This is a genomic window from Pseudomonas capeferrum (assembly GCF_013523055.1).
GTDB lineage: Bacteria > Pseudomonadota > Gammaproteobacteria > Pseudomonadales > Pseudomonadaceae > Aquipseudomonas > Aquipseudomonas capeferrum_A.
This window is the reverse complement of the sequence record NZ_JAAMQM010000011.1, coordinates 1-25,502: the sequence shown is the minus strand read 5'-3', so window position 1 is coordinate 25,502 and position 25,502 is coordinate 1. Positions and strand designations below refer to the sequence as shown.

Here is a 25,502-nt window from a genome sequence, read left to right as displayed (position 1 = left end):
GAAAAAATTTTATTCAAAAAAAATACTATTAATCAATAGCTTATAAGAATAATACGAAATCTGAGTCAGCTCGTTTGAAAAAATTCATTGAGTCGATTCTTTTTTGACTATTACAATCATTTAATCGAATCAATGATGAAGATGCTCCGCCTCTCCGATACGATTCGACAGGCAGCCTCGCCACACATAGGTCTCTCGCCGAAACAACAATTGCGTTCCGGCTCGGCCGAGCGACACGAACCTACACCAGCATGCTTCGAACAAGGAATGTCATTCCGAAATGGAAAGCGCACACCTCAAGTCAGCTGTTTACACCGCCACCTCTTTGGAAATTCGGCTCCCCTGGGTCATCTCTAGCGCCTGGCAAATGGCGCTGGACCAAACGCCACTCGAGTTCGAAACCGACAAGGACATCTATTTTCAACTCAAGGAACAAGCACAGGACCTGCTGGGCGCCGCCCTGACCCAACAAATTCGTTCTTTCGTCGAAACCCCGCACCTGACCAGCCTGATTATTAGAAATTGCCCCAGGGACCGCAATATCCCACCAACCCCCTATTCTGGCGTGCTGAGCCCCAAGAGCACCCCCATCGCCTGTCTTGTGAGCCTGTCATTCCACAGTGTGCTGGGCATCAACCCCGTCGTGTACGAAGGGGAAAACGATGGGCGCCTGTTCCGCCACGTGGTTCCGGCGCGCACCGGTGCCAGTCAGAAAAGCTCCCATGGATCGCGTCTGCGATTTTCCTATCATGTCGACAACCCAGACTTGCCGCTTTCATCGGAAAACCTTGGGGCCTTTTCCTGCTGCTCGGAATACCTATCGTTCTTCGGCATGCGTTGCGATCCACGAATCAATACAACCCTGGTCAATATCGATGAGCTGATCAATGCGTTGCCGGCCGCCACGGTGCGCGAACTGGCCCTGCCGCACTTCGAGGTTCGCCGGCCCGACTCTTTTGCTAGCAACCGTCGCAGTACCCCGGAATTACCAGTGCTGGTGCGGGGGCTGGGCGGGGAGTGGTTGTGCCGTATGGACTGCGAAAACACCCAGGCCATGAACCTCAAGGCCCAAAGCGCCCTCGATGCGCTAAAAGCGCTGCTGGATTCGCGCCAGTTCGATCAGCCGCACTTGCTGCTTCCTGGCGACTTCATGATTTTCAAGAACCAGCGAGTGCTGCACGCCCGTGATGGTTTTGAGCCGCAGAACGACGGCGCCGATCGCTGGCTTATCCGTCTGTTCGCCGTCAACGACCTGAGCCGCGTACGCCTGACTCGTACCGACCACTTCTACGAAGTCCTTTCCTGACTGCCTCATTCACCTTAGACGGATAACACCATGGAACTACTGGGAACATTCTGGGCACAGCACTGGATGCTGGCCATCATGCTGCTGGGCGCGATCGCCTTTGTCGCTGGCTTCGTCGACAGCATCGCCGGCGGTGGCGGGCTGTTTCTGGTGCCCGGATTCCTGCTGGTCGGCTTGCCGCCCCAAGTCGCCCTGGGCCAGGAAAAACTGGTCAGCACCCTAGGGACCATCGCAGCCATCCGCAACTTTTTCGCCAATAGCAAGATGGTCTGGAAGGTCGCACTAGTGGGTGTGCCGTTCTCACTGCTGGGCGCTTACCTTGGCGCTCATCTGATCGTCTCCATCCCGCAGGAAATCGTCGGCAAGATCATTCTCGCCTTGATCCCACTGGGCATTCTGATTTTCCTCGTGCCCAAGGACCGTCCCGTCCAGGAACATACCCTGAGTGATCGCATGCTGTTCACCGTTGTCCCTCTCACCTGTTTGGTCATCGGATTCTATGACGGTTTTTTCGGCCCAGGCACCGGCAGCATGTTCATCATCGCCTTCCACTACCTGCTAAAAATGGACCTGGTGTCCAGCTCGGCCAACTCCAAGAACTTCAACTTCGCCTCCAACATCGGTGCTCTGGTGGCTTTTATCATGGCCGGCAAAGTGGTCTATCTGCTGGCTCTACCACTGGTGGCTTGCAACATCCTGGGCAACCACATGGGCAGCACCCTGGCAATCCGCAAAGGTAACGACGTGGTGCGCAAGGTGCTGGTGCTGTCGATGGTGTGCCTGTTCGTCAGCCTCGGCGTGAAATACCTGGCTTGATTTCCCTACCTCGGAGAACGTAATGAAAACTGCATTTGTGACCGGCGCCTCCGCCGGCTTTGGCAAGGCCATCTGCCGCGCGTTGGTTGCCAACGGCTACCGGGTCATCGGTGGCGCACGCCGCTCCGAAAAATTGGCCGAACTGGAACAGGAGCTGGGCGAGCATTTTATTCCCCTGACCGTGGACGTGACGGACGAGCAATCACTGAACGCCGCCTGCGAGTCGATCCGTGACTTATCGCTGCCGATTGATGTGTTGGTCAACAACGCTGGCCTGGCGCTGGGGGTCGACCGTGCGCAAGACGCCGATGCGCGGAACTGGGAACGCATGATCGCCACCAACGTCACCGGCCTGAGCATGGTCACCCATAAGCTGCTGCCCGCGATGGTCGAAGCCAACAGCGGCCTGATCATCAATATGGGCTCCTGCGCCGGCACTTATCCCTACGCGGGCGGCAACATCTATGGCGCCACCAAGGCATTCGTCCGACAGTTCAGCCTGAACCTCCGCGCGGACTTGGCCGGCACCCGGGTGCGGGTTAGCAACATCGAACCAGGATTATGCTCCGGCACTGAGTTTTCGCTGGTGCGCTTGGCTGGCGATCAGGATGCCGTGAACGCGCTTTACCAGGATGTCGAGGCCATTCGCCCTGAGGACCTGGCCAACATCGTGGTGTGGATTGCCGAGCAACCGGAGCATATGAACATCAACACGATCGAGGTCATGCCGGTGGCGCAGACATTTGCAGCGCTGAGCGTTACGCGAAATCTTTGACATAGCGGCGCGCGGGAAGCTTTCGCGGTGCTTGAGCGTACTGCACCCATGCGCCGGGGTAATTTGAAATAAATTCTTATCTCAATGAAAAGCAATACAAATTTTCGGTTGAGTTTTACCGTGGGATACCATTTGGAATACCACGGCGTTGGATTTGAATACGGCCCTTGAGCTTGATTCCCAAGGTCGATCCTTTACAGGGTCCGGAAATACAGCCCGAGCTCGGACTCCTGCTGTACCAGGTACTCTAGAGCTCTGACCGTTTCATTCCGTACTCAGTCGCCATCTTGTCGAGAAGTTCGATTGTTTTTTGGACAAAATGAAATTGTACTGTTTTCTGTCCTCTCGCCGTTCCAGGTACTTTTGACGATTCCAGCTTTGATTGACGCTTTGAACGATATCCTTACGTTCGCGTGCTCAGATCAGTGGAGTCGAGGAAGGCCAGTAGCTCTTGATAATCTTCAAATGGGAGTGATCGGCGGAAAAGCAGTCGTCGTTCATTTTTCTGCATCCATCCCCATGCGTATTTGCAGCGTGTAGCACCTTCGTCTTACCCCAAGCACCGCTTCTGTTCTACAGGTCACTCCCGCAGAAGGCGCCGTTCATTTTCGCAGCTTGGCTATCGGATAGCTGAATCAAGCGTCCTTGAGCTTTGCCCAAAATCACCCGTTCTGCATGCTCTATCTCGTGGGCAAATTGGTAAACAGCCACATGTGCATGCCCGTTCCGAGTTTGCGGGTCGGGCGGCGCGGCGCCCGTAGATTTTTACGTAATTGCGAATCAAAATGATCTGTAATTTATACTTTTATGATTTTTAATTGCGGGTGTTGTGATCGCAATTTATGCTGTCTCGGCTTTAACCACGACCAGACGAACCATGACCACTGATGCCCTCTCGCAGCTAACGCAAGCCCAGCGCGATCGCCTGGCCTACCTGGAGTTGCGCCTGCGATTCGTGGGGGAGATAGGCCGGCAGGACCTGATTCAGCGTTTCGGCATTCAAACGGCGGCTGCTACTCGTGACCTAGCCACCTACCGTGAGCTCGCCGGCAACAACCTGGCCTATGACCGCAGCAGCAAAATCTACACGCCGACCAAGGAGTTCCGACCGATCTTCACCTTCTCTGCTGACCGGGTACTGGCCTGGCTGGCAGAGGGGTTTGGTGATGGCGAGCCGGCCAGCAGTGCGCCGGGAATCTCCTGCGCAACGTCCGTGCGTCTTACCCAGCCGGATCTGGACACGCTGGGTATCGTGACCCGTGCCATTTACCATCGCTGCCCTCTGCGTGTGGAGTACTACTCCCTAGGTAGTGGCAAGACCCAGCGAGAGATCGTGCCGTTTGCCCTCATCGATACGGGCTTGCGCTGGCAAGTGCGCGGCTATGACCGCAAGCGCGGTGCATTTCGGGACTTCGTGGTCACGCGCTTCAGGCGGCCGAAGCTGCTGATGGAGTCTCCCGTCGCCGAGCACGAGCGACCGGAGCAGGATGTTCAGTGGAGCCGGATATTGGAGGTCGAACTGGTACCGCACCCCGACCAGCCGCATCCGGACATCACCACCATGGATTACGCCATGCAAGACGGTGTGCTGCGCCTGAGGTTGCGCGGGGCCACGGCGGGTTATGTGCTGCGCAAATGGAGCGTCGACTGTTCGCCAGATCATCGGCTGCGTGATCCAGAGTACCGCCTCTGGCTGAAAGATCCCCTGCTGCTCTACGGCGTGGAAACAGCGGTACTGGCCCCCGGTTACCGAGCGACCTGAGCGAACGATTAGATACATGCCGTGATGCGTTAGTCATCCGGCGACACGAAAACTGAGAGTGATTACCGTCCCATGAGCAACACTAGAGATCTTGAACGCGCCGAACTGCACAAAACTATCTGGCGCATCGCAAACGACCTGCGTGGCAGCGTCGATGGCTGGGACTTCAAGACTTATGTGCTCGGCATGCTGTTCTACCGCTTCATCTCGGAGAACCTGACCAACTACCTCAACGAACAGGAGCGCCGCGCGGGTAATGCGGATTTTGACTACAGCGATTTGGCAGACGCCTACGCTATCGTGGGCCGTTACGAAACGGTTCAGGAAAAGGGCTTCTACATCCTGCCGTCGCAACTGTTCGCCAATGTGCGCAAGCGCGCCCGCCATGACCCGAACCTCAACGAAACTCTGTCGCAAGTGTTCAAGGACATCGAGGCCTCGGCGTTGGGCGCTGGTAGCGAGGACGACTTTAAGGGGCTGTTCGATGACCTGGACGTCAATAGCAGCAAGCTCGGCCCAACCGTGGCCAAGCGCAACGAAAAGCTGGTGAAGCTGCTCGACGCCATTGGCGATCTGCCGCTGGGCAACAGCTCGGGCAATTTTGCCGACAACAGCATCGACCTGTTCGGCGACGCCTACGAATACCTGATGCAGATGTATGCCTCTACCGCCGGCAAGTCCGGTGGCGAGTTCTATACCCCTCAGGAAGTCTCCGAACTGCTGGCCCGTATAACGGTGGCCGGTAAGAAGGAGGTTAACAAGGTTTATGACCCGGCCTGCGGCTCCGGATCGCTGTTGCTGAGCTTTTCCAAGGTGCTAGGGCACAACAAGGTGCGTCAGGGCTTCTACGGCCAGGAAATCAACCTCACCACCTACAACCTGTGCCGGATCAACATGTTCCTGCACAACGTGAACTACGAGAAATTCAACATCGCCCATGGCGATACGCTGACCGATCCAGCGCACTGGGATGACGAGCCCTTCGAGGCCATCGTCTCCAATCCGCCGTACTCGATCAAATGGGATGGTGATGCCAATCCGCTGCTGATCAACGACCCGCGTTTTGCCCCGGCAGGCGTACTCGCACCCAAGAGCAAGGCAGACCTCGCCTTCACCCTGCACATTCTAAGCTGGCTTGCGGTAAATGGCACCGCGGCAATTGTTGAGTATCCAGGCGTGCTCTATCGAGGTGGTGCAGAAGCCAAAATTCGCAAGTACCTGATTGACAACAACTACGTCGATGCCGTCATCCAGTTGCCACCGGATTTGTTCTTCGGCACCACCATCGCAACCTGCATCATTGTGCTGAAGAAGTCAAAACGCGACAACGCCACGCTGTTCATCGACGCCTCCAGCCTGTTCGTGCGCAGCGGCAACAAGAACAAGATGTTGCTCGATCACCAGCGGAAAATCCTTGACGCATTCACCGATCGCCAGTGCATCGACCATTTTGCTCGCATGGTTGAGAACGGCGAAATCGCCGCCAACGGCTACAACATCGCCGTCTCCAGCTATGTCGAGCCGGCCGACACCAGTGAAGCGTTGGATATTCGTGAGCTCAATGAAAAAATCAGCGGCATCGTTGCCCGGCAAATGGAGTTGAGAAAGCAGATCGATGCCATCGTTGCGGATCTGGAAGGAGTGCATGCATGAGCGAGCAGCTAACAGGGGACGATGCAACCGCCATCGATGCGCGGCTAGCCGAGCAGCTGAACGAGGTGGAAGGGGCCTATCTGGCAACCGCGAAGACAGCGCAGAAGAAAATTATCGGGAAGAAAAAGCCATGAGCCGGATTGAGGCGTTAATTGCCGAACTTTGCCCGGAAGGGGTGGAATTTAGGCCAATCGGCGACTTAGGCGAACTGGTTCGAGGTAACGGAATGCCGAAATCTGATTTCGTGGAATCAGGGATTGGTTGTATTCATTACGGCCAGATTTACACCTATTACGGCACTTGGACTACGGAAACAATGTCGTTTGTTTCTGTAGAGAAGGCGAGGAGCCTTGCCAAGGTTGACCCGGGCGATCTGGTCATTACAAATACCAGTGAGAATATTGAGGACGTCTGCAAGGCTGTGGCGTGGCTAGGCGACGAGCAAGTTGTCACTGGGGGGCACGCAACGGTGCTTAAGCATCGTCAAGACTCGAAGTACCTCTCCTACTACCTCCAAACACCTCGTTTCTTCGCAGAGAAGAAAAGGCATGCGACGGGCACGAAAGTTATCGACGTTTCGGCAAAGAGTCTTGCGAAGATTCGGATTCCGGTACCGCCCCTCGAAATCCAACGCAAAATCGTGAAAGTGCTGGACACTTTCACGGAGCTTGAGGCGGAGTTTGAGAGGGAACTTGAGGCGGAGCTTGAGGCGCGTCGCTGGCAGTACAAGTACTACCGCGACGCTTTGCTCACTTTCAGGGATCAAGATATTCGCTGGGCCGCGATGGCAGAGGTCGGAGAGTTCTTCCGGGGGCGACGTTTTACCAAGGCTGACTACGTCGAAGACGGTGTTCCCTGTGTACACTATGGCGACATCTACACGCAGTACGGCACTGCTACGGAAGAGACGGTCTCGCATGTGCGCGCTGATATGGTTTCGTCGCTTCGTTTTGCGCAGCCAGGTGATTTGATAATCGCTGGCGTGGGCGAGACGGTTGAGGATGTGGGCAAGGCGGTGACCTGGCTCGGTCGTGACGAAGTGGCGATTCATGACGACTGCTTCGCCTTCCGGCATTCGCTGAACCCTCGGTTCGTTTCCTATTACTTCCAGACCACGGCGTTTCACGCGGAGAAGAACAAGTTTGTCGCCCGAGCCAAGGTGAAGCGCTTGTCTGCAGGAAGCTTGGCCAAGCTGACCATCCCTGTTCCCTCACCTGAGGAGCAAGCACGCATCGTCGCGATCCTCGACAAATTCGATGCGCTGGTAAATGAAATTTCCGTCGGTCTGCCTGCCGAGATCGCTGCCCGTCGCCAGCAGTACGCGCATTACCGTGACCGTTTGCTCACTTTCAAGGAAGCCGCATGAGCATTGAGAACCAGCCCTATCGCTACGAGGCCATTGCACTCTCCAACGAGAGCACCGTGGTTGCCGAATTTCTGCCGGATGCGCTGAGTGTACGCGAGACTGGCTACCAGAGCGAGGCGGCGCTGGAGAGTGCTTTTATCGAACAACTGCAGCGGCAGGCCTACGAGTACCTGACGATCAGTTCGGAGGCCGAGCTGGTCGCCAACCTGCGGGCTCGGCTGGAGCAGCTCAACAAGTTCGTGTTTTCCGACGCCGAGTGGCAGGGCTTCTTCGCGACCTGCATTGCGGGCAGCAATGACGGCATTCTGGAAAAAACTGCGCGCCTGCAGGAAGACCACGTCCAGGTCCTGAAGCGCGATGACGGCAGCAGCAAGAACGTCTACCTGATCGACAAGGCCAATATTCACAACAACGTCTTGCAGGTGATCAATCAGTACGAAACGCCAACCGGCGAGCAGGGCGGCAAGCACGCCACGCGATTCGATGTCACAGTGCTGGTCAACGGCCTGCCGATGGTGCATATCGAGCTCAAACGCCGTGGCGTGGACATCCGCGAAGCCTTCAACCAGATCAACCGCTACCAGCGCGAGAGCTTCTGGGCGGGCAGCGGCCTGTTCGAGTACGTGCAGCTGTTTGTGATCAGCAATGGCACGTTGACCAAGTACTACAGCAACACCGTACGCGATGGGCACTTGCAGGAACAGTCCGGCAAGCGCAGCAAAAGTAAAACCTCCAACAGCTTTTCCTTCACCAGTTGGTGGGCCGACGCGCGTAACCAATCCATCACCGAGTTGGTGGGCTTTACCAAGACTTTCTTTGCCAAGCATTCGTTGCTGAACGTGCTCACCAAGTACTGCGTGTTCGATGTGGATCGCAAACTGCTGGTGATGCGGCCCTACCAGATCGTTGCTGCCGAGTGCATCCTGCAACGCATCGCCACCTCGACCAACCACCGACAATTGGGCACCGTGGCGGCCGGCGGTTACATCTGGCACACCACGGGCTCGGGCAAGACGCTGACCAGCTTCAAGGCCGCACAGCTCGCCCGTGATCTGCCGGACATCGAGAAGGTTCTGTTCGTGGTGGATCGCAAGGATCTGGACTATCAGACCATGCGCGAATACGAGCGCTTCGAGAAAGGCGCAGCCAACTCCAATGCCTCCACCTCGGTGTTGCAGAAGCAGCTGGAAGACCCGAACGCGCGTATCATCATCACGACTATTCAGAAGCTTTCGCGCTTCGTGTCCAAGAACAAGAAGCATCCGGTGTACGACGCGCATGTTGTGGTGATCTTCGACGAGTGCCACCGCAGTCAGTTCGGCGACATGCACAGCGAAATTACCCGCGTCTTCAAGCGCTACAACCTGTTCGGTTTCACCGGCACGCCGATCTTTGCGAAGAACTCGGGAACCGGCGGCAACCCGTTGCGTCGCACTACTGAGCAGGCCTTTGGCAACAAGCTGCACACCTACACCATCGTCGACGCGATCAACGACAGGAACGTCTTGCCGTTTCGCATCGACTACATCAATACCCTCAAGATGCAGGCGCGGATCAAAGACAAACAGGTCTCGGCCATCGACACGGAGCGCGCGCTGTTGGCGCCGGAGCGTATCAGTCAGATAGTAGGCTATATCCGCGAGCATTTTGATCAGAAGACCAAGCGTGCCAGCACCTATCGTCATAATGGCAAACGAGTGGCAGGGTTTAACTCGCTGTTTGCCTGTGCCTCGATTGATGCGGCCAAGCGATACTACGCTGAATTTAACGCGCAGCAGCAGGGGCTGCCTGAGGCCCATCGGCTCAAAGTAGGGCTGATCTACAGCTTTTCTGCCAACGAGGACGACGAAGACGGCCTACTTGGCGAAGAAGAGTTCGAGGCAGAGGGGCTGGATCAAAGCTCGCGGGATTTTCTGGACGCCGCTATCAAGGAATACAACGCGCTGTTCGCCACCAGCTTCGATACCTCTGCGGACAAGTTCCAGAACTACTACAAGGATCTGTCGCAGCGCCTGAAAAAGCGCGAGCTGGACCTGGTCATCGTGGTCAACATGTTCCTCACCGGCTTCGACGCCACCACGCTGAACACGCTGTGGGTGGACAAAAACCTCAAGGCGCATGGTCTGATCCAGGCGTATTCGCGCACCAACCGCATCCTCAACTCGGTAAAGACCTACGGCAACATCGTTTCCTTCCGCAATCTGGAGCAGGAAACCAATGATGCGCTCGCCCTGTTTGGCAACAAAGACGCCAAAGGGATCGTGCTGCTGAAGCCTTACGCCGAGTATTACGCTGAGTACCAGGCGCGAGTCGGCGAGCTGCTCGACAAATTCCCGCTGGGACAGGCCATCGTCGGCGAAGCGGCGCAGAAGGTATTCATCAAGCTGTTTGGCTCGATCCTGCGGCTGAAAAATATCCTGACGGCCTTCGACGATTTTGCCGGGAACGAGATTCTCAGCGAGCGGCAATTTCAGGATTACCAGAGCGTTTATCTGAACCTATATGCCGAGTTTCGCACGACATCCGAAGCGGAGAAGGAGTCGATCAACGACGACGTGGTCTTTGAGATCGAGCTCATCAAGCAGGTGGAAATCAACGTCGATTACATCCTGTTGCTGGTCGAGCAGTACCTGAAGAAAAAGGGCACGAGGGAAGACAAGGAAATCCGCGCCACCATCGAACGCGCCATCAACTCCAGCCCCAGCCTGCGAAACAAGAAGGATCTCATCGTTCAGTTCGTGGAGTCGGTCAATACCACGGCCAAGGTGGACGTTCAGTGGCAGAACTTCATGGCGGCCAAGAAGACCGAGGAGCTGGAACGCATCATCACGGAGGAAAACCTCAACGCCGAGGCCGCACGTGAGTTCGTTGAACATGCATTCCGTAATGGCGCTGTCCCCACGGCTGGTACGGCTATCACCAAGATTCTGCCGCCGGTATCGCGGTTCTCGCAGGGCAACGGGCATGCAGCTAAGAAGCAGACAGTGCTGGGCAAGCTGGCAGTGTTTTTCGAGCGCTATTTCGGACTAGCTTGATGTTGGTGATGTCCAGAAAAAGAAAAAGCAGGCCACCAGCATGAGACCGCCGAAGGCTGCCTCATGCTGGTTTTCTACCGCTTGCGGAAAACTGTTTGATAGCGTGGAGATCCGTTACTGCAGCAAATGGCCGACCGGTTGGCTGTCGCCAATTGCTCGGTAGATCGGAGACTGGTGCACCCGAAATAGTTTTGGGATCTCGGAAATAGGTTTGTCCGAGCCACGCCGCTGGCGAGCGTGAGCAATTTGAGCAGCAGTCACGGATCGCTTGGATCGATTGCAGTCGGTTCCGGTGGAGGACCGTCTGTGCTCAGAGAGCGAAAATCCACGACGCCCCCAAGCGTCGAGTGATCAATTTGACGGTGAGCAGATAATAATATTTCGTACCGTCACTGCGCTGTTCCAAGCCACTTCTCAAAAACCAATCCAGATGCTTTCTCTGCCAACCCCAAGGCGTCTCCCGCTGCCACCGCTCAGCTATAGCAGCCTGAATAATCGTCGCTTGCCGCAAGTGCCGCCCCCGCGTCGCTTGGGAGCCGGTCAGCACGCCAGCCAAGAACAACTCCATATCGAATTGCTTGCTCATGTCCGTCCGCCAATATATGCCGCGACCACATCGATCCGACCATGTCCCAGCTCATGGCTGATTTGCCTCCGAGCCTCACGATCAAGGTTCCGATCTACCCGGCAACATTCACCTCCGTTGATAGGCGCGCGGTGTTGAGTGATTTGCTCGTAGCGCTCACATGCGTACGCCGCTCGTAGCTCATGGAAGCCATTGAGGTTGTGGGCATGGAGGATGTCCCGCGCAGGTCGGACGACTTCCTGCAGAATCTTTAGGTAACGTTCGTCTGGCGCAATCAGGTTGTGACTACCCGCAGGCGACACCTGGCGTGCAAACCCAAGTGCAACTCGAACATTCTCGTCCACGGCAATCCAACGGGGGGCCGAGGCGCCGGCGCGGCCGCCTTTGGTGCCATCCTGGATGTTAATCCTGCCTAGATCGCGAGCCTCACGGCTTAGCCGTGGCAGGTCAGCCAAGATGGCTTCACGCAAGCGCATGCCGGTGGCTCGCGCCAACAGAACAATCGCAGCGGCTCTTAGCTGATGATGGCGGCAAAGAACATCGACGATTTGCTTTATCTTTTCGCGGTCTTGTCCCTGCGGCACTGAATGTCGAACCCCGCTGCGCTGCATACCTAACGCCTTGCTCGGACTGGGCAATTTCACATGCTGATCACCGCGAAGTGCCGCCATGGTCCTGTTAACGCTGGACAGCCGATTTTGTGCGGTGCTGATGGCGAGGTCACCGCGCCCAACCACATCGCGCAGATACGCCGCATAGCCGGTCAGCACCTTCCGATCAATCTGCCGCGCATCATTGATACCGGGCCCCTGGTCGGAGCGGCACCACTTCACGAATGCCAGCCACCGATCACAGTGCGCTTTGACCGTGCCGTAATGGCCGCCGCCGAACATGTCTTTCAGCGCCTGCGGCCCTGCGTAGCTCAATTGCCTGCCGTAGCCGAAATTGCGGCCATCGCGTCTGCCCACCAATGCCATATCCGTCACCTCAACTTTTGTTCTCCAATCCTCGCCCCACGTCATCCCGCCAAGAATGCTGAGTGTTATCAGGGATCAAGGCCCCTGCGACCTGTGGGGAATGTCCACTACGCGGGACTGGCGGCTCCTTACGACCAGGAGCAAGGGCATCTCATGATCTGGCCTCCTAAACACCGTTACCGGTGGGCGGGTGGAGGCAGCACTGGCTGACGAGACCAGCGCCTGAAGATCCTGAGCCGGGTGAACGCAGCAATGCGATGACCGGGGCATGCCTGACTGTCAGTCAGGTACAGTCCATTCCTTGGTCTGCGGCACCATCATCTACACCGCTGTTGCTGGTGACATCGGCGTTTGTCACGCCGATTGTCACGAGGGGAATCGCCGCAAAGCCAAGTGCGACGTGGGCTGCAGCAGTGGTAGGAGCGCCCGTCTCTTTCCAGGAGAAAGAGACGGGTGCAGGTTGGCGCATACGAAATGGCCAATCGGATGAGTTGCTGCTGGGCAGGAAGGTAGGGTGGCTGCCGCAGGGGCAACGTTGTTTAGTTGGCATCCATCACATGGGTAGTGACCGTACGAGCTACCGGACGCGAATCGTACTTGGGGGATGAACCACCGCGGTTGCGGCGTGACCTTTAAGGTTCGGGTCACATGGGGTGCTGTCATCGACAGCGCTTGCACGACCAGTTCTACGCCTGTGGATAAACCCGGTCAAGGGCCGAAATTGAACGTTCTTGGGACGTGAAAAGCGGTTATCCATCGGTGGAAGTCCATGGTAAATCCCGGACAACGTCGTGGCTTTTAGCTCTTCAAAGTGAGGTCCATCCAAACAGGGCGGCTTTGCAGCCCTGTTTGGATGGACCCGCGCTGACAAGCGAATAACGAGGCTGCTTTCCCTGAATCTTGAACTTTCAGTTGCTGTCGCCGCCGTTATTGCGCCTGTGCAACGCTAGCGTATCGGCACCACGTTCTTGTCTCTGACTTGGCCGTATGCAGACGCGAGCAGGCTGCCGGTGGCGGCTTTTTGGATGTACTCACTCCACCAGGCCATCATCGGGCGTCGGCGCTCGATGTAGTCGGCTCGGTTGTAGGCGCTGCGCACCTCATCCTTGTCGACATGCGCCAGTGCGACCTCAACGAGTTCCGGGTCCCACCCATGTTCATTCAAAATGGTGCTGGCCATCGAGCGCATGCCGTGGCTGACCAAGCGGTCCTGGAAGCCCATGCGTTTCAATGCCATGTTGGCGGTCTGGCTATTGGCATGAGTACGAGGGTTTCGGTCTGCCGGGAAGACATATTCCCTATGACCACTGTGGGACTTCAGTATTTCCAGCAATGCCATGGCTTGATCGCTCAACGGGATGCTGTGCGGGCGCCGCTTTTTCATCCGCTCCGGTGGGATGGTCCAGACACGCCTTTCAAAGTCGATGTCTGCCCAGCGAGTAGTCGCCGCCTCGGCGGGGCGAGTCATCGTGTGCAATTGCCACTCGATCAGGCAGCGGGTTGTGCGTTTGATACTGGCGTTCGCGATCTCCAGCATGAGCTCGGGGAGCTCCTCTGGTGGAAGCGCAGCCATGTTTTCTTTTTTCGGTTTCTTGAACACCGCACGAATTCCATTCAGCGGATTCGCATGTATCAGGCCGGAGTTCACTCCATAGGTCATGATCTCGTTGAGCCGTTGGCTCAATCGTTTCACTGTTTCGAGGCTGCCTTTAGCCTCGATTGGGCGGAGGATTTTGATGACCATTGGGGCGGTGATTTCCGAGAGCGGCGTTGTTTTCATGCTCGGGAAAACGTGCAGGGTGAGCGAACGCCAAATATCCTCGGCGTAGGCCGGGGTGACCGAGTCTTTCTTCAGCTCGAACCAGGCGGTGGCCACCTTTTCGAAGGTGTGCTCAGTCTCAGCAAGCTTGGCTTGCCTGACCTCATCACGTTGGACTTTGGGATCAATGCCTAGGGCGAGCTGCTCGCGTGCTTCGACGGCTTTTTTTCGAGCGTTGGCTAGCGAGAGGTCGGGGTATGGGCCGAGGGCCATGTTGATACGGCTTCGGGTCAATGGTTCGCGGTAGTTGAAATTCCACATCATTGAGCCGCTGGCTCTGACGCGAAGCTGAAGGCCGTCACCGTCGCTGAGGACGAAATCCTTCCCGGTTGGCTTGACCGCTTTGAGTTGGCGGTCGGATAGGCGGGCTGCTTGAGTAGGCATGGGAGTTACCTCCGGCACCGTTTTGGTATCCTAAAAATAGCACCGCGTAGCCTGGGATACCACCTGGGATACCAAAGCGACTGGAACTCAAAAAACCTCTATAGCCCTCTAAAGCGCTGTAACTCATTGATTTTACTGGTTAGCAGGCACAAAAAAAGACGTCCGTGGACGTCTTTGTTTGATCATTTGGTGGAGCCGGGGGGATTTGAACCCCCGTCCGCCAGTACTCCGCTGTCGGTACTACATGCTTAGCCGTGTCTACTGAGTTAATCCGCAGCCGCCCGACGGGCAGGGTGCTTTGGACGAGTTGTGTAAGTTTTAGTCGCTTTGCCCACAACGTGCTACACGACGATCCTGTTCTGTATGACAATCACTTCGGGTTTACAGGCATCCCCTAGTGATTGCTGGAGCCGAAGCTACCAGGAGAGCGGGCTCAGCTGCTTACGCAGCGAGAGCGTAACCCTCGTAGTTTTCGTCATTGGCAACTATAGAAAGTTGCAACAGTGGATTTACGAGTTCTGTTACCAACTCGGCATGCACCTAGAGTTTCATCACCGGCGTCGAATCCTAATCGGCCCCAAGGTCTTGCTCTAGCTGTCGTGCCTTTCAGCACGTGAGGTGGAGTATACGCCATCGGGCGGGCGACGTCGACAGGCGGACCCGTCGCCCGTTCGATGCCTTACGAACCGCTGCTGTCGCCCTTTTCCTGCTTGTTCAGACGCTCCAGCACTTTGCTGCTGATGGTGATGCATTTCTCTTTGTCGCCCGATGCCTGGGCGGCCTTGGCTTCGTCGATATGTTTGGTCAGGAAATCGTCCAGCCCTTCGGAATTGGCTCCGGTGGTGGCCATCTGGTCGTTGATTTTCTGCATGTTCAGGGCACAGAGATCGTTGTCGGCCGCGAACACCGGCGATGCCAGCAGGGTGGTGGCAGCGAGAACAGCGGAAAGCGCAGTACCTTTCATGGGTGTCTCCTTGGGCGTGAAGGCCTCTAGAAGGTGGGCCTGTTAGGTGGACTGCGCGCCGTGAGCAGGGGTTCAATCGGGTTGATGGCGGTATCGCATCACGGCGTTCCGGGAGCGATCCGGGTGATCAGATCGCTCGTGGTCGTGTCACCCGGTCCACGAGGTAGACCAACCCGTGATAGTCGATGCCGCTGTGGGTGGACAGGCCGATCTCGCAGGTGCGGCTGGTCGAGATCCCTTCGCCGCAATACTGCACGGCGCCTTTCAGGCTGCGCAGCGCGTGGGCGTTGAGTTCGGGGGTGGTGAAGCCCTTGTCGCCCGCAAAGCCGCAGCAATGGATGCCTTCGGGGACGACCACCTGTTTGCTGCAACGACGGGCGAGGTCGATGAGCGCCTGGCTTTCGCCCAGGTGCTGGGTGCTGCAGGTCACGTGCACGGCGACGGGTTCGTCCTGTGGGGTGAACTCGAGGCGGTCGAGCAGGTGGCTGCGAATGAAGCGCACGGGGTCGTAGACATCCAGGCGTGTTTCGCTGAGCTCCTGGACCAGGCGTAGGGTGCAGGGGCTGGTGTCGCAGTAGATCGGGTCGAGGCCGCCGCGGCTGGCGACGAGCAGGGCGTTGATCAACTCCTGGCGCTTGTGTTCGGCCTGCTCGGGATAGCCCTTGGAGGCGAACGGCTGGCCGCAGCAGAGGCTGTCGGCGTTGTCGGGGAAGACGACCTGGTAGCCGGCCTTTTCCAGCAGGGCGCGGGTCTTGTCGAGCAGTGAGCCTTGTTCGCGATCGCTGGCTGCGGGGCCCATGACGCGGGATACGCAGGCGGCCAGGTAGACGACACGCGGGCGGGCGTCATTGCTGGCGACGCCAGTCTCGGGGGCGCGCAGGGGTTGTGGCATGGCGGGCGTCCACTGGGGCAGGCGGCCGCCGCTGGCCTTGCTGAGTGATGCACTGAGGCGGCTCAGGCGTGGGGCGCCGAGCAGCTTGCGAGCGCCGTTGGCGGCGGCGAGGGTGAAGCGCGCGCCGCGCAGCGCGGCCTGGAAGTGCTCGACCAGCCAGTCGGCGGTCTTTACGTGCTCCGCGGCCTGGCTGCGCAGCTTTTTCACCAGCTCGCCGGTGTTGATGCCGACCGGGCAGCGCTGGGCACACAGGCCAGTCGCCGCGCAGGTGTCGATGCCCTGGTACTGGTAGGTACGCTGCAGCTCGCGCGTATCGATGCCGGCGCGTTTCTTGGCCTGGATGTCGCGCCACATGACAATGCGCTGGCGTGGGCTCAAGGTCAGGCCCTTGGACGGGCAGACCGGTTCGCAGAAACCGCACTCGATGCACTTGTCGACGATCTCGTCGGCCGCCGGCAAGGGCTTGAGGTGCTTGAGGTGGATCTGCGGATCTTCGCTGAGCACCACGTCCGGATTGAGGATGCCGTTGGGGTCGAGCAGGCGCTTGAGTTGCCACATCAGCTGGTAGGCATCGCTGCCCCATTCCAGCTCGACGAAGGGGGCCATGTTGCGGCCGGTACCGTGTTCGGCCTTGAGCGAGCCGCCGAATTCCACGGCCACCAGTTGCGCCACGTCGTCCATGAACGCCTGGTAACGCGCGACTTCTTCGGGGCTGTTGAAGCCTTGGGTGAAGACGAAGTGCAGGTTGCCTTCCAAGGCGTGGCCGAACAGGATCGCTTCATCGTAACGGTGCTTTTCGAACAGCTCGATCAGGCGGTTGACGCCGATGGCCAGTTGCTCGACCGGGAAGGTCACGTCTTCGATGATGACCGTGGTGCCGGTCTGGCGCACGGCGCCGACGGCGGGGAAGGTGTCCTTGCGGATGGCCCAGAGCCGTGCGTTTTCCTTGGCGTCTTCGGTGAAGTCGATACGCTGCTCGACGGGGAAATCGGTCAGTGACGCCATGATTTGTGCGAGCTGCTCGTGCAGCAGGGTCTGGCTGGCGGCGCGTGATTCGATCAGCAGGGCGCAGGCATTGGCCGACAGCTGGCGGACGAACGCCGGCATGCCGGGTTTGTCCTGCACCGAGCGCAGGCTGCGGCGGTCGAGCAGTTCCACCGCCGAGACCGGCTGGTTCTTGAGCGCGGTAACGGCTGTGCAGCAGGTCTCGACGTCCGGGAAGACGATGAGTGCCGTGGCTTTGTCGGGATGGTCGATCACGGTGTCGTAGGTAACCGCGCTGATGAAGCCCAGAGTGCCTTCGGAGCCGACCAGCAGGTGGTAGAGGATGTCCAGCGGCTGGTCGTAGTCGGTCAGGGCGTTGAGCGAAAGCCCGGTGGTGTTCTTCAGGCGGTACTTGTGACGGATCCTGGCGGCCAGTTCGGTGTTGGCGCGGGTTTCGCGGCCCAAGCGAGCGAGGGCGTCGAGCAGGGGCGCGTGGCTTCGCTCGAAGGCGGCGACGCTGTCAGGATTCTCGCTGTCCAGACAAGTGCCGTCGGCCAGTACCAGGCGCATGCCGGCCAGGGTGTGGTAGGTGTTCTGGGCGGTGCCGCAGCACATGCCGCTGGCGTTGTTGGCGACGATGCCGCCGATCTTGCAGGCATTGATCGAGGCCGGGTCGGGGCCGATCTTGCGGCCGAAGGGCGCCAGCCAGGCGTTGGCCTGGGCGCCGATGACGCCAGGTTGCAGGCGGATCTGCTGACCTTGACCGCGAATCTCGCGGCCGTTCCAGTTGTCGCCCAGGACGATCAGCACCGAATCGCTGATGGCTTGCCCGGAGAGGCTGGTGCCGGCGGCGCGGAAGGTCACCGGGACGCGGTCGCGTTGGGCGAGTCGCAGCAGGGCGACCACTTCATCCTCGGATTCCACGCGCACCACCAGCTTGGGGATCAGCCGGTAGAAGCTGGCGTCGGTGCCGAAAGCCAGGGTCGAGGTCGGATCGTCGAAACGTCGCTCGCCGGGAATCAGCTGGTTTACCGAGTGAAGGAACGCGGCGGGCAGGGTCATGCAATCTCCTCGCGGGGCCATGGCGTCTGGCGCGCCAGGTGCCCCGGTCAATCAGGCGGTGGTTCGTGTAGGTGCAGGCATCAGGCGCCCAGTTCGCGGACCAGCGAGTCGCGAGTGATCTCGCTGATGGACTTGGCGCCGGTCAGCACCATGGCCACGCGCATTTCTTTCTCGAACAGGGACAGCAGGTTCTTCACGCCGGCTTCACCGGCGGTGGCCAGGGCGTAGAGGAAGGCGCGGCCGATCAGTACGGCGTCAGCGCCCAGGGCGATCATGCGCACCACGTCCAGGCCGCTGCGGATACCCGAGTCGGCGAGGATCTTGATGTCGCCCTTGACCGCGTCGGCGATGGCCGGCAGGGCGCGAGCGCTGGACAGCACGCCGTCGAGCTGGCGACCGCCGTGGTTGGACACGACGATACCGTCGGCGCCGAATTTCACCGCGTCCCTGGCGTCTTCCGGGTCGAGAATGCCCTTGATCAGCATCGGGCCGTCCCAGAAATCACGGATCCACTCCAGGTCCTTCCAGGAGATGGATGGGTCGAAGTTGGTGCCCAGCCAGCCGATGTAGTCCGCAAGACCCGTGGGGTTGCCGCGGTAGGTGGAGATGTTGCCGAGGTCGTGGGGTCTGCCCAGCAGGCCGACATCCAATGCCCATTTCGGGTGGGTCATGGCTTGCCACATCCGACGCATGGGCCCGTTCGCACCGCTCATGCCCGAATGCGCATCCCGGTAGCGCGCGCCTGGCACCGGCATGTCCACGGTGAACACCAGGGTCTTGACGCCGGCGGCCTTGGCGCGCTCTAGGGCGTTGCGCATGAAGCCGCGGTCTTTCAGTACATAGAGCTGGAACCAGATGGGCCGGTCGATGGCCGGGGCGACTTCCTCGATGGCACAGACGGACACCGTCGACATGGTGAACGGGATGCCCTGGGCCGCTGCCGCGCGAGCTGCCTGGAGCTCGCCACGACGGGCATACATGCCGGCGAGGCCGATCGGTGCCAGCGCTACCGGCATGCTCAGTTTTTCGTTGAACAGGGTGGTCTCGAGGCTCAGCTCGGACATGTTCTTCAGCACTCGCTGACGCAAGGCGATGCTCGCCAGGTCTTCGACGTTGTGGCGCAGCGTGTACTCGGCGTAGGCGCCGCCGTCGGCGTAGTGGAAGAGGAAGGGCGGCAGCTTGCGCTGGGCTGCGGCGCGGTAATCGGTAGAGGCGGATATGATCATGTGATCTCGCTGCGTTGGTTGAAAGGGGCGGTTGCCGGGCGTGTCGAAAAAAACGCCCGGCCCCAGTCAATCTAGTGAACCAGCATGCCGGTCAGCCAGTAAGCCTGGATCAGGGTAATCAGGCCGACGATGGTGGCGAAGAACAGGCTGTGCTTGAGCGTGAAGCGGAACAGGTCCGATTCCTTGCCGACCAGGCCGGTGGCCGCGCAGGCGACCGCGATGGACTGCGGCGAAATCATCTTGCCGGTCACGCCACCGCTGGTGTTGGCGGCTACCAGCAGAGTGTCGTTGACACCGATCTGGTGCGCGGTGGTGGCCTGCAGCGAACTGAACAGTGCGTTGGACGAGGTATCGGAACCTGTCAGGAACACGCCCAGCCAGCCGAGGAATGGCGAGAAGAACGGGAAGGCGGCGCCCGTGCCGGCCAGTACCAGGGCCATGGTCGAGGACATGCCCGAGTAGTTGGTGACGAAGGCGAAGGCCAGTACCATGCCGATCGACAGGATTGGCCAGCGCAGGTCGTACAGGGTCTCCTTGAAAGTGGTCAGACCAGTTTTGAAATTGATCTTGAGCACGATCATGGAAATCACCGCCGACAGGAAAATCGCGGTACCGGTCGCCGAGATCGGGTCGAGCTTGAACACCGCCGGGATGGCCGTCGGTGCGGCCACGATTGGCGCGGTCTTGATCACCAGCTGGTCCAGGTGCGGGATGGCGAAGTTGAATACCCAGTTGTACATCGAGCCGCCGGTGGCGAAGGCTCCCTTGAAGGGCTTGAGCGTCCAGATGGTGACCAGCACGGTAAGGATGAGGAACGGCGACCAGGCCTTGAAGATTTCACCGAGGCTGTAGGGTGAAGGCTGGCTGCCGCCACCGTTGACCATGGCCGCGCCGACACTGCCCGCGGTACCGGCGAACGCGCGCTTGGGCTGCCATACCTTGAGGAACAGCGTCAGGCTGATCAGGCTGGCCAGGGCCGAGGTGATATCCGGCAGTTCGGGACCGATGAAGTTCGAGGTGAAGTACTGGGTGACGGCAAAGCTCAGTCCGGCCACCAGAGCGGCGGGCCAGGTTTCCTTGACGCCGCGCAGGCCGTCCATCATGAACACCAGCCAGAACGGCACGAACAGCGACAGCAGCGGCAGCTGGCGGCCGGTCATGGCGCCGATCTTGAAAGCATCGATGCCCGTCACCTGGCCGGCGACGATGATCGGAATGCCCAGGGCACCGAAGGCCACCGGCGCGGTATTGGCGATCAGGCACAGGCCCGCAGCGTAGAGGGGATTGAAGCCCAGGCCGACCAGCAGCGCCGCGGTGATGGCGACAGGCGCGCCGAAACCGGCCGCGCCTTCGAGGAAGGCGCCGAAGCAGAAACCGATCAGCAGGACCTGCAGGCGCTGGTCATCAGTGATCGACAGCACCGAGCTGCGGATCACTTCGAACTGGCCGCTCTTGACCGTCAGTTTGTACAGGAACACCGCTGCCACGATGATCCAGGCAATCGGCCAGAGGCCATAGGCAAAGCCGTAACCCGCGGCGGCCAGCGCCATGTCCGCCGGCATCTGGAAGGCGAAGATCGCCACCAGGATGGACAGGCCCAGGGTGATGCTGCCGGCAACATGTCCCTTCATGCGGAACACGGCCAAGGCCAGGAAGAAGAATACGATCGGGATGACCGCGGCGAGTGCGGACAGGCCCAGGCTCCCGAGCGGGGAATAGAGTTGTTGCCAGGTTTGCATATGGGGTGGCCCCTAATTGTTGTGGTCAGACGCTGGCATTGGATAATTGGTAATACCAATTTACAATGTCTAGGCGCTAGGTTAGAAGCCCTCTGCAGGGTGTGTCAATTTGTCTCGTAGGAAACTTTGGTCGCATGCCGATGAATGGGTGCCTGGACGACAAGGAAAATTCTTGGCTGATGGATGTCGAGGCGAGATGGATAGGCCAGAATAGGCAACCTCGGGAAAGCATCCGGGGTTCGTGGAGAGCATGTGATGGTTTTTGATCAAGTCCGCCAGCGGCGTCTGTCCGACGATATCGTCGAGCGACTCGAGGGGATGATCCTGGAGGGCACGTTGAGCTCTGGTCAGCGATTGCCGGCCGAGCGTGCGTTGGCAGAGCAGTTCGGTGTATCGCGGCCATCATTGCGCGAGGCCATCCAGAAGCTGGTGGCCAAGGGGCTGCTGGTAAGCCGTCAGGGCGGCGGCAACTATGTGGCCGAAGCCCTGGGGTCGACCTTCAGCGATCCTTTGTTGCAACTGCTGGAGCACAACCCGGAGGCGCAACGCGACCTGCTGGAGTTTCGCCATACCTTGGAAGCTTCATGTGCGTACTACGCGGCCCGTCGAGCCACGGGGGCGGATCGGGAACGCCTGAAGGAGGCCTTCGATGTCCTGCAGGATTGTTATGCCCGCGCCGATGAGGTGAGTCGCGCGGAAGAGGGCGCCGCCGATGCGCGCTTTCACCTGGCTATTGCCGAGGCCAGTCACAACGCCGTGTTGCTGCACACCATCCGGGGGCTGTTCGACATGCTCAAGCGTAATGTGGTGACCAACATTGGTGGCATGTACCAGCAGCGTAGCGAAACCCGCGACATGCTGATCGAGCAGCATCGGGCGCTGTATCAGGCAATCGTCGATGGGCATGCGCAAGAAGCGAGAGAGATTTCCAGCCGCCATATTCTCTATGTGCAGGAAGTGCTGGAAGAGGCGCAGCAGGAAGCTCAACGGGTAGCTCGTTCGGAGCGGCGCAGCGGACGCTGATGGTGCGCTGGAATGGTGTTGCATGGCGCCGCGCAGTTCTTGCGTGACTGCCTGGCGCCAGCGCGACGAGCTTGCCGGCGAGCGGGTGGCCCGTTCGGAGCGGCGCAGCGGGCACTGATTAAGCGCTGGAGTAACGCCGCAAGATACCGTGCACGTTCTTGCATGATGGCCTGACGCAAGCGCGACGAGCCTGCCAGCGGGGTCGCGGGCAGGCTCGATCAAGCGTGGGCGGGGATCAGTCGTCCCGGCCCTTGCTCCGCACGGCACGCTGCATCTCGCGGTTGGAATCGCGCTCGCGCTCGGTATCGCGCTTGTCGTATTCCTTCTTGCCCTTGCCCAGGGCAATCTCGCACTTGATGAGGTGCTTGCTCCAGTAGATCGCCAGGGCCACGGCGGTGTAGCCCTTTTGTTGTACCGAAGCGTGCAAGCGTTCCAGTTCACGCCGATTGAGCAGCAGCTTGCGCGTGCGCGTCGGGTCGGCGATGACATGGGTGCTGGCCGCGGTCAGCGGGGTGATGTGGCTGCCCATCAGCCAGGCTTCGCCATCCTTGAGCAGCACGTAGCTGTCAGTGAGGTGCGCCTTGCCGGCACGCAGGCTCTTTACTTCCCAGCCGGACAGGACCAGTCCGGCCTCGAACTTGTGTTCGATGAAGTAATCGTGTCGCGCTTTCTTGTTCTGCGCGATGGTCCCGGTCGGATGTTTCTTTTGTTTAGCCATAGGGGCGGCATTATAGGGCAGTCATCGCGCTGACCGCTACGGGGTAGCGGTGTGCTTGAGCCTGTGGGATGAATCCCGGACAATGCGAGCACAGTCGGAAATGTCTGACTTCGATTTCGATGCGCTGAGAAGCGCTGCCGCCCAGCTTTGGAAGTGACGCCTGGATGACTACCCATATTCAACGTTCCGCCCTGCTGCCATATCCCGCCCAGGCGCTGTATGACCTGGTCAACGATGTGGCCAGCTACCCGGAGTTCTTGCCCTGGTGCTCGGCGTCCACGGTGATCGACTCTGGCGAGACGCACATGCGGGCAAAGCTCGAGGTCGCCAAGGGCGGGCTCAGCCAACATTTCGTTACCCGCAATGTGCTTGTGCCCGGCCAATCGATCGAGATGAATCTTGAGGAGGGGCCTTTCTCTCAGTTGCATGGGGTTTGGGTGTTCAAGCCGCTGGGGGAGAAGGCCTGCAAGATCAGTTTGGACCTGTCGTTCGATTATGCGGGGCCTTTGGTGCGGGCTACGCTTGGGCCGCTGTTCAATCAGGCGGCGAATACGCTGGTGGATGCGTTTTGTCAGCGGGCCAAGCAGCTTAATGGGTAAGGCGTGTCGGGAGTGATCTGCGGGTAATAAAGGCCCGGGTTTGGAGGCAGGTGTCTCTAGGTAGCGAAAGGATTCGATTCGGATGTTGACGCTCAGCCTTCGGCTGCTGGGATTTTCAGTGATGCTGGCGGCCTATCGCGGGGCAAGCCCGCTCGCCACTGGTATGCGACGGGCCACTGGTATGCGATAGGTTACTGGTGTGTGGTGGATCGCTGGTGTGCGGTAGGTTGCTGGTGTGTGGTGGACCACTGATGTGCGGTAGGTCACTGGTGTGTGGTGGGCCACTGATGTGCGGTAGGTTGCTGGTGTGTGGTGGACCGCTGGTATGCGGTAGGTTGCTGGTGTGTGGTGGACCACTGGTATGCGGTAGGTTGCTGGTGTGTGGTGGGCCACTGGTATGCGGTAGGTTGCTGGTGTGTGGTGGAACGACGGTGCGCTCTAGGTGGTGAGCGGGCTTGTCCCGCGATAGGCCAGCAGCATCACTGAAGCGTGTGGAAGCCGAAGGCTGAGCGCTGGCCATCGAAGTTTGGTGATTTCCTTGCCTGGCCGAAGGGCCGCAAAGCGGCCCCAAAATCTTGAGTGAACGGCATCGCGGCCATAGCCGGGCTTTTCGATCCTGCCGTATTTACTACGGCGAGGTTTCCAGCGGGGCTGGGGTCGGGACCGGGGTGGCTTCAATGGTGTCGATCTCGCGCTGGATCGACTCTTCCACCGAACCTGGCTTGGCAGGTGTCTCTTCAGGCTGTTGCTGCGAAGGCTGCTCGGTCGGGCTGACGGAGGTGTCACCGCTGTTACCGAGGATCTCCTGGTCGCGACTGACGCCCGGCATGAAGTCGCCGGAGAGATTGACCAACTGGTCGCCCTCGTTGAAGAACACGCTCATGCGTTCCTGCTGGCGCTGACCGCCGCCCGGTTGCAGGCTATAGAGGTAATCCCAACGATTGGTATTGAAAGTGTCCTGGATCAGCGGGTTGCCCATGATAAACCTTACTTGCCGGCGGGTCATTCCCGGGCGCAATTGGTCTATCATGTCTTGCGTAACGACATTGCCCTGCTGGATGTCGATTTTGTAAACCCCGGGAAACGAGCAACCGGCGAGTGCGAGCAGTCCCACGAACGTGAGGCTGGTTAGCAAGAGCTTGGTGTTTTGCATCGGTGGGCGACTTCCACTATCTTGGCTGGACACGTAAACACCGATCATACCCGTATTCAGAGAAGCTGCGAAGCAGCATCGGCGAGAAAGCTCACCATGGTTGAAAATAGCGAATTACGCAAAGCCGGTCTCAAGGTGACCCTGCCTCGAGTCAAGATTCTACAGATGCTGGACTCCAACCAGCAGCGTCACATGAGCGCGGAGGATGTCTACAAAGCGCTGATGGAAGCTGGAGAGGACGTCGGTCTGGCAACCGTCTATCGCGTACTGACCCAGTTCGAAGCGGCGGGTCTGGTTGTTCGCCACAACTTCGATGGCGGTCATGCAGTCTTCGAGCTGGCTGATAGCGGTCACCACGACCATATGGTCAATGTGGAGAGCGGAGAAGTCATCGAGTTCTTCGACGCCGAAATCGAGAAGCGTCAGAAGGAAATCGTCATCGAGCACGGTTTCGAGCTGGTGGACCACAACTTGGTCCTCTATGTGCGCAAGAAGAAATGACGAATTGATTCGTTAACGCAAGAAGGCGGCCTAGGGCTAATGCCAGTCAGTTAAGCCCCACAATCTGCAATTGGGGCTGCTTCGCACCCCTTCGCGGGCAAGCCCGCTCCCACAAGAAGTGTGCACTTCCTGAGTTCAGCGCTCAACTTGTGGGAGCGGGCT

The 25,502-nt window shown here is 58.9% G+C and carries 20 protein-coding genes and 1 other RNA gene; 11 read left to right on the top strand and 10 right to left on the bottom strand.

What is annotated here, in order from left to right; genetic code table 11:
* Window positions 1-367 precede the first annotated feature (367 nt).
* The 8 genes from G7009_RS13740 (at window position 368) to G7009_RS13705 (ending at window position 10,713) form a co-directional block, all read left to right on the top strand.
* Entirely contained in the window at window positions 368-1,306 is a 939-nt protein-coding gene (locus G7009_RS13740) for a TauD/TfdA family dioxygenase (RefSeq protein ID WP_258197938.1), read from the top strand.
* 30 nt (window positions 1,307-1,336) lie between these two features.
* Window positions 1,337-2,122, top strand: coding sequence for a sulfite exporter TauE/SafE family protein (locus G7009_RS13735; protein ID WP_181130620.1), 786 nt, complete (start codon window positions 1,337-1,339; stop codon window positions 2,120-2,122).
* A gap of 22 nt (window positions 2,123-2,144) precedes the next feature.
* Window positions 2,145-2,897 (top strand): SDR family NAD(P)-dependent oxidoreductase, encoded by a 753-nt coding sequence (locus G7009_RS13730; protein WP_181130619.1) that lies wholly within the window; start codon window positions 2,145-2,147, stop codon window positions 2,895-2,897.
* Between the two features lie 877 nt (window positions 2,898-3,774).
* Window positions 3,775-4,659, top strand: coding sequence for a helix-turn-helix transcriptional regulator (locus G7009_RS13725; RefSeq protein WP_181130618.1), 885 nt, complete (start codon window positions 3,775-3,777; stop codon window positions 4,657-4,659).
* A gap of 72 nt (window positions 4,660-4,731) precedes the next feature.
* Entirely contained in the window at window positions 4,732-6,312 is a 1,581-nt protein-coding gene (locus G7009_RS13720; protein WP_181130617.1) for a type I restriction-modification system subunit M, read from the top strand.
* On the top strand, window positions 6,309-6,446 hold the full coding sequence (locus tag G7009_RS13715) for a hypothetical protein (RefSeq protein WP_181130616.1): 138 nt from the start codon (window positions 6,309-6,311) through the stop codon (window positions 6,444-6,446). The genes G7009_RS13720 and G7009_RS13715 overlap by 4 nt, the downstream gene beginning before the upstream one ends.
* Entirely contained in the window at window positions 6,443-7,678 is a 1,236-nt protein-coding gene (locus G7009_RS13710) for a restriction endonuclease subunit S (protein WP_181130615.1), read from the top strand. The genes G7009_RS13715 and G7009_RS13710 overlap by 4 nt, the downstream gene beginning before the upstream one ends.
* Entirely contained in the window at window positions 7,675-10,713 is a 3,039-nt protein-coding gene (locus G7009_RS13705) for a type I restriction endonuclease subunit R (RefSeq protein WP_181130614.1), read from the top strand. The genes G7009_RS13710 and G7009_RS13705 overlap by 4 nt, the downstream gene beginning before the upstream one ends.
* A gap of 310 nt (window positions 10,714-11,023) precedes the next feature.
* Here G7009_RS13705 and G7009_RS13700 read toward each other — a convergent pair whose 3' ends face one another.
* The 8 genes from G7009_RS13700 to G7009_RS13665 form a co-directional block, all read right to left on the bottom strand.
* A complete protein-coding gene (locus G7009_RS13700) occupies window positions 11,024-11,299 on the bottom strand; it encodes a hypothetical protein (protein ID WP_181130613.1) in 276 nt (91 codons plus the stop codon).
* Window positions 11,296-12,276, bottom strand: coding sequence for an integrase domain-containing protein (locus G7009_RS13695; RefSeq protein ID WP_181130612.1), 981 nt, complete (start codon window positions 12,274-12,276; stop codon window positions 11,296-11,298). The genes G7009_RS13700 and G7009_RS13695 overlap by 4 nt, the downstream gene beginning before the upstream one ends.
* Before the next feature lie 946 nt (window positions 12,277-13,222).
* Window positions 13,223-14,479, bottom strand: coding sequence for an integrase domain-containing protein (locus tag G7009_RS13690; protein WP_181130611.1), 1,257 nt, complete (start codon window positions 14,477-14,479; stop codon window positions 13,223-13,225).
* A gap of 187 nt (window positions 14,480-14,666) precedes the next feature.
* Window positions 14,667-15,058: a transfer-messenger RNA gene (gene ssrA / locus G7009_RS13685) on the bottom strand.
* A 100-nt stretch (window positions 15,059-15,158) separates the two neighbouring features.
* Window positions 15,159-15,443: a hypothetical protein gene (locus G7009_RS13680; protein ID WP_181130610.1), complete on the bottom strand. Its 285-nt coding sequence runs from the start codon at window positions 15,441-15,443 to the stop codon at window positions 15,159-15,161.
* A 127-nt stretch (window positions 15,444-15,570) separates the two neighbouring features.
* Window positions 15,571-18,381 carry an FAD-binding and (Fe-S)-binding domain-containing protein gene (locus G7009_RS13675; RefSeq protein ID WP_181130609.1) on the bottom strand — a complete coding sequence of 937 codons (2,811 nt, stop codon included), beginning with the start codon at window positions 18,379-18,381 and terminating at the stop codon, window positions 15,571-15,573.
* Window positions 18,382-18,461: 80 nt separating this feature from the next.
* Window positions 18,462-19,607: an FMN-dependent L-lactate dehydrogenase LldD gene (gene lldD / locus G7009_RS13670; RefSeq protein WP_181130608.1), complete on the bottom strand. Its 1,146-nt coding sequence runs from the start codon at window positions 19,605-19,607 to the stop codon at window positions 18,462-18,464.
* A gap of 71 nt (window positions 19,608-19,678) precedes the next feature.
* On the bottom strand, window positions 19,679-21,346 hold the full coding sequence (locus G7009_RS13665; RefSeq protein ID WP_181130607.1) for a lactate permease LctP family transporter: 1,668 nt from the start codon (window positions 21,344-21,346) through the stop codon (window positions 19,679-19,681).
* A gap of 255 nt (window positions 21,347-21,601) precedes the next feature.
* Between G7009_RS13665 and G7009_RS13660 the strand changes: the two genes are divergently transcribed.
* On the top strand, window positions 21,602-22,369 hold the full coding sequence (locus tag G7009_RS13660; protein ID WP_181130606.1) for an FCD domain-containing protein: 768 nt from the start codon (window positions 21,602-21,604) through the stop codon (window positions 22,367-22,369).
* Between the two features lie 235 nt (window positions 22,370-22,604).
* Here the strand turns inward: G7009_RS13660 and smpB are convergent, their stop codons facing one another.
* Entirely contained in the window at window positions 22,605-23,087 is a 483-nt protein-coding gene (smpB, locus tag G7009_RS13655; protein WP_181130605.1) for an SsrA-binding protein SmpB, read from the bottom strand.
* Between the two features lie 164 nt (window positions 23,088-23,251).
* Between smpB and G7009_RS13650 the strand changes: the two genes are divergently transcribed.
* A complete protein-coding gene (locus G7009_RS13650) occupies window positions 23,252-23,686 on the top strand; it encodes a type II toxin-antitoxin system RatA family toxin (protein ID WP_181130604.1) in 435 nt (144 codons plus the stop codon).
* Window positions 23,687-24,314: 628 nt separating this feature from the next.
* On the opposite strand, the gene G7009_RS13645 is transcribed toward G7009_RS13650, so the two are convergent.
* Entirely contained in the window at window positions 24,315-24,839 is a 525-nt protein-coding gene (locus tag G7009_RS13645) for an outer membrane protein assembly factor BamE (RefSeq protein ID WP_181130603.1), read from the bottom strand.
* 96 nt (window positions 24,840-24,935) lie between these two features.
* Between G7009_RS13645 and fur the strand changes: the two genes are divergently transcribed.
* On the top strand, window positions 24,936-25,340 hold the full coding sequence (gene fur / locus G7009_RS13640) for a ferric iron uptake transcriptional regulator (RefSeq protein WP_181130602.1): 405 nt from the start codon (window positions 24,936-24,938) through the stop codon (window positions 25,338-25,340).
* The last annotated feature ends 162 nt before the right edge of the window (window positions 25,341-25,502 follow it).